1 protein-coding gene is annotated in these 282 nt (G+C 62.4%); it reads right to left on the bottom strand.

What is annotated here, in order from left to right:
- Positions 1-282, bottom strand: a 282-nt coding sequence (locus EN852_RS40305) for a cbb3-type cytochrome c oxidase subunit II (protein WP_189546686.1), incomplete at both ends; no start/stop codon positions are given.

Below are 282 nucleotides of genomic sequence, written 5' to 3'. Positions count from 1 at the left end.
CGACACGCCTGTTGGCGATCAGGTGCGTAGAGAAATCCTTCACCTCGATCTGCGCGTCCTTCAGGAAGGCATAGCTCGGCATGACCGATTCCGGCACCACCGAGCGTGGGTCGGCAAGGTGCGCGACGTGCCAGGCATTCGAATAACGGTCACCAACCCGGGCGAGATCTGGCCCGGTGCGTTTGGATCCCCACTGGAAGGGGTGGTCGTACATCGACTCCGCAGCCAGGCTGTAGTGGCCGTAACGCTCGACCTCGTCGCGAAACGGCCTGATCATCTGGC

This window comes from Mesorhizobium sp. M2E.F.Ca.ET.209.01.1.1, assembly GCF_004010375.2.
GTDB lineage: Bacteria > Pseudomonadota > Alphaproteobacteria > Rhizobiales > Rhizobiaceae > Mesorhizobium.
This window is presented reverse-complemented; position numbering and strand designations above follow the sequence as displayed.